Origin of the sequence: Zhongshania sp., assembly GCF_041623545.1 — a bacterium.
In the GTDB taxonomy this organism is placed as follows: domain Bacteria; phylum Pseudomonadota; class Gammaproteobacteria; order Pseudomonadales; family Spongiibacteraceae; genus Spongiibacter.
In genome coordinates this window covers 1-4,331 of the sequence record NZ_JBFJWS010000275.1, presented here as the reverse complement: position 1 = coordinate 4,331, position 4,331 = coordinate 1, and the positions used below count along the sequence as shown (strand labels likewise).

The following is a 4,331-nucleotide window of genomic DNA, read 5'->3' as shown; positions in this document are numbered from 1 at the left end:
TCCACCAATTTAGTAAAGGCCTATGACCCGACCAGCGATAGTTTCGCAACGAGCTTTGATGAAGTGAATGTGTCCTGCGCGGCCTGTCATGGCGACGCAAAAGCACACCTCGCTTGGGCGGCTGGCGCTAAGCCAAATACGTTAAATGCTGGTTTTGCCGCCAGTTTAAAAGATGGGGGGCAGTGGGCTTGGCATCAAGACCAAGCCATCGCCAGTCGAGAATCGCCGCCGGTGGGCGCGCAGCTTTCAAGCTGCGCCCAATGCCACACTCGCAGTGAGCAAATTGGTAGCTGGCACCCTAAGGCTGAGCTCTTTGACCATGTTAGTCCGGTTTTACCGCACCAGCCCTTTTACTACCAAGACGGCCAAATTCGCGATGAAGTCTTTGAGCTAGGTTCATTCCTGCAGAGCCGTATGCATGCCGCAGGCGTCGTGTGCAGCAATTGCCACGAGCCCCACAGCGCGAAACTGCGAGCCGAGGGCGATGGCGTGTGCATGCAATGCCACAAGGCCGATACCTTTGCCGTGCCCAGCCATCACCGCCACCAGGCTAGCTCGGCGGGCTGTGTTGACTGCCATATGCCCGCAACCGTGTATATGGGCGTTGATGCGCGTCGGGATCACCGCTTTGTGATTCCTGATCCGGCCTTAAGTAAATCATTGGGCAGTCCCGATGCCTGCCGCAGCTGCCACGCTGAAATGCCGATGGCGAAGTTGTCGGAGCGCTTACCCAAAGTCACGAGTCCATCGCAGAAAAAGACTCGGGATTTTGCCATGTTGGCGGACGGAGGGGCGGCTAATATGGCACTTTACCAAAGCATTGCTGATACCTTGTCGCCAATACGTGAGGCCAGTTTATTAGCGCAGCTGTCACCCTACGACTATGCCCAGCAAAATGTGCTGCTCAGCAAACTTCAAAGCCCATCACCGCTGGTGAGAGCAGCTGGCGTTCGAGCATTTGCGCAAGCACCAAGTGCGGAGCGCTGGCGCCGCCTGTCCGCGCTATTGGCAGACAACAGTAAAATGGTGCGAATGGAATTGGCACCGGTGCTGGCGGGTACCGCGCCCGCGCAGCTGAGCCAAGCGCAGTCGGCTCAGCTGGCTGCGCTGTTTGCCGAGTATGAGTCGCTGATGAACACCCACCTGGACAGCCCACAAATTGCCGCTAATTTTGCCAACTACCAATTAGCGCGAGGGCGTATGGCGGAAGCCGCTGAGCTATATCAGCAGGCAATTAAATTGGATGCGGCGTTTGTGTACCCGTATCTGCAACTGGCCATGCTGACAAGGGGCAGCGACGAAGAGTTGAACTGGTTGCAAGACGCTCAGCAGGCAGATGTTAAATCTGCGGATGCGGCGTACCAACTTGGCTTGTATTGGGTTCGGGCAAAAGATTATGCGCGGGCGCTGGCGGGTTTAAAGCAGGCTTTTGATCTCGCACCCCATCGCCCTGAGTTCGCCTATGGCTATGCGGTTGCTTTGGAAAATCGCGGGCAACTCGACGAGGCCATTACCGTGTTAACGACTGTCGCGAGTCGAGGCCATGCCTCGCCCTTAACGAGCAATTTGCTATCGCTTTACCTGCAAAAGCGCAGTGGTCGCGACGCCGGAAACGTCCTAATTAAATAGTGACGGATGAGAAATTAGAAGCTCGCCCCTGGGCGGATTTCTAGGGGTGTTTACAGTACTTGAATAAAATGACACTATAAGTGCCATAATAATGCTGTCGCTGTTTTAATTTAACGCCAAGCGTGGAGCAGATAGTCCTAAGTCACCAGTACAAACTAAGATTTAGTGATATAGCACTGTTCGATTTGGCAAAAGGATCGCTCAATGAAAAAAATAATAATTGCCTCCTTTATCGTGATTCCCGCCGCACTGGGCATCGCTTGGCTGAACCGAATCGACCTTATGTTGGCCTTGGTGAAGTTCCAGACTGCCAGAGCTTATGAGGTTGCGCCTAACCGCGACATACACTGGCAGCAGGGGCCAGCGCAGGCAGACGCGGCGAGCCAAGATCGTCCGCCCAATGTTATTGTGATTTTGGCTGATGACCTAGGTATTAACGACATATCTACCTATGGCGGCGGTCTGGCCAACGGCCACGTGCAAACTCCCAATATTGATGAGCTGGCCGCCAGTGGCGCTAACTTTAGCCAGGCCTATTCCGGCGCAGGGACCTGCGCGCCGTCGCGGGCCATGCTCTTAACCGGCCGCTACCCAACACGTACCGGATTTGAATTTACGCCGACACCAGACGGTATGGGGGCAATGGCAACCATGATTGCCTCGTCCCACGATAACGGCCTGCCGCCGAGCATTTACAATAAAGCCGGTGCGGACAAAATCCCATCCTTTGACGAGCAAGGCCTGCCGAGTTCTGAAATTACCCTTGCCGAAATCCTGCGCGATCGCGGTTACTACACCGCTCATATTGGTAAATGGCATCTGGGTCGAGGCAAAGGTTTTAGCCCAGAGGAGCAGGGCTTTGAGCAAAGTTTATTAATGCACAGCGGCTTGTATCTGCCGGTTGACCATCCTGATGTGGTCAATGCCAAAGTCGACTTTGATCCAATCGACCAATTTCTGTGGGCAAAAATGCGCTACGCTGCCGCCTTTAATGATGGCGGTCCGGTCTTTGAACCTAAGAGCTACCTTACCGATTACTGGACCGATGAATCGATAAAAATCATTAAAGCCAATAAAAATCGTCCCTTCTTTCTCTACCTCGCTCATTGGGGTGCGCACACACCTTTGCAGGCAACTCGGGAAGACTATGAAGCCGTTGGCGACATTAAGCCTCACCGGGCAAGGGTATACGCCGCGATGGTGCGGGCAGTAGACCGCAGTGTTGGCCGCATTTTAGCAACGCTGAAAGAAGAAGGCCTTTCTGACAACACCATTGTGGTGTTCTCCAGCGATAACGGCGGCGCCGGTTACATCGGCATACCAGATATTAATGCCCCGTATCGGGGGTGGAAACTCACCATGTTTGAAGGCGGTATTCGCGTACCCTTATTTATGCGCTGGCCAGCACATATAGCGCGAAACACCAGCATCGACACACCCGCCGCTCATATCGATTTTCTGCCAACCTTGGTCGCCGCCGCCCAAGCTAAGCTACCGGAAGATCGAATCATCGACGGCGCAAATTTATTGCCACTGGCAATGGGCGAGCATACCGGGGAGTGGGCTAGAGACACCTTGTTTTGGCAAAGCGGTTACTACCAAGTCGTTCGTCACAAAGACTGGAAACTGCAAGTATCTGAGAACCCGAAAAAAGAGTGGCTGTTCGACTTGTCAGTAGACCCGACCGAGCAAATAAATTTAGCCGCTCAGCAGCCAGACGTTGTGGCAAAACTTACCGCGATGCTGCATGCGCATCAAGAGGGTAGAACCCCAGTCCTTTATCCCTATGTTGCTGAGATACCGGTGGCGATTGATAAAACTTCTGCAGAGCAAGTGACGCCGAGCGATGAAACGGTTTATTGGCCGAATTGATATTGGCGTAGATTTTTGCGACGGTGGTAAATTGCCGGTGTCTTTTAAATTATCTGTTCGCTTTTTTAGGAAAATAAGTGCTATACCACCTTGCGTTAATCTTGATAGGCCCCATTCTTTTTCTTCAGGGTAAGTACGTTAAACGAGTGACACCAAAACTTCCGGAGCCGGACGGGCATCGCCATGGCGAAGTGGGGCAGGGTAAAGGGCTGAGTCTGCTCATTGTGGGCGACTCTGCCGCTGCGGGTGTTGGGGTTGATCATCAGCAGCAGGCACTGTCCGGTAGACTTGTTGCACCGCTTAGCAAAACCAATGCAGTGAGGTGGAAGCTTATTGCGCAATCCGGTGACACCTCGCGCCAATTGCTGGACAGGCTCCATGCAATGCCGCAGGAAGAATTTGATACCGCGGTGGTTTCTATTGGCGTAAACGATGTGACCGGGCTAAATAGGGCGAGTGCTTGGGCTGAAAATGTGCGGCTAATCGTGCAGCTGCTCACTGAAAAATTCGGTGTGCGTAAGGTCTATCTGTCTTGCATTCCACCTATGCATCTGTTCCCTGCGCTGCCAAATCCATTGCGTTGGTGGTTGGGCTTGCGAGCGAAGCAATTCAATGTGCTGATGAGCGCTGTGGCGGAAAGCGAGCGTTCGTGTATCTACGTGGCTATTCCGTATTCGGGTGATCTTGCTGGGATCGCGGGAGATGGCTTTCATCCAGGTGCTGAGGCATACCGAGTGTGGGGTGATTATGTTGCTGAGCTTATTCAAGGGGGCGTGGCTGAATAAACCGGCTAAAGTCCCAAACTTTACGTAGATGTAAAAGATGAGACC

3 protein-coding genes are annotated in these 4,331 nt (G+C 53.2%); all 3 read left to right on the top strand.

Features of this window, described 5'->3' with window-relative positions:
- The coding region (locus ABYT30_RS16270; RefSeq protein ID WP_373097517.1) for a tetratricopeptide repeat protein at positions 1 to 1,629 on the top strand (1,629 nt) is incomplete at its 5' end.
- Between the two features lie 204 nt (positions 1,630 to 1,833).
- A complete protein-coding gene (locus ABYT30_RS16265) occupies positions 1,834 to 3,501 on the top strand; it encodes a sulfatase (RefSeq protein ID WP_373097515.1) in 1,668 nt (555 codons plus the stop codon).
- Positions 3,502 to 3,578: 77 nt separating this feature from the next.
- Entirely contained in the window at positions 3,579 to 4,286 is a 708-nt protein-coding gene (locus ABYT30_RS16260) for an SGNH/GDSL hydrolase family protein (protein WP_373097514.1), read from the top strand.
- The last annotated feature ends 45 nt before the right edge of the window (positions 4,287 to 4,331 follow it).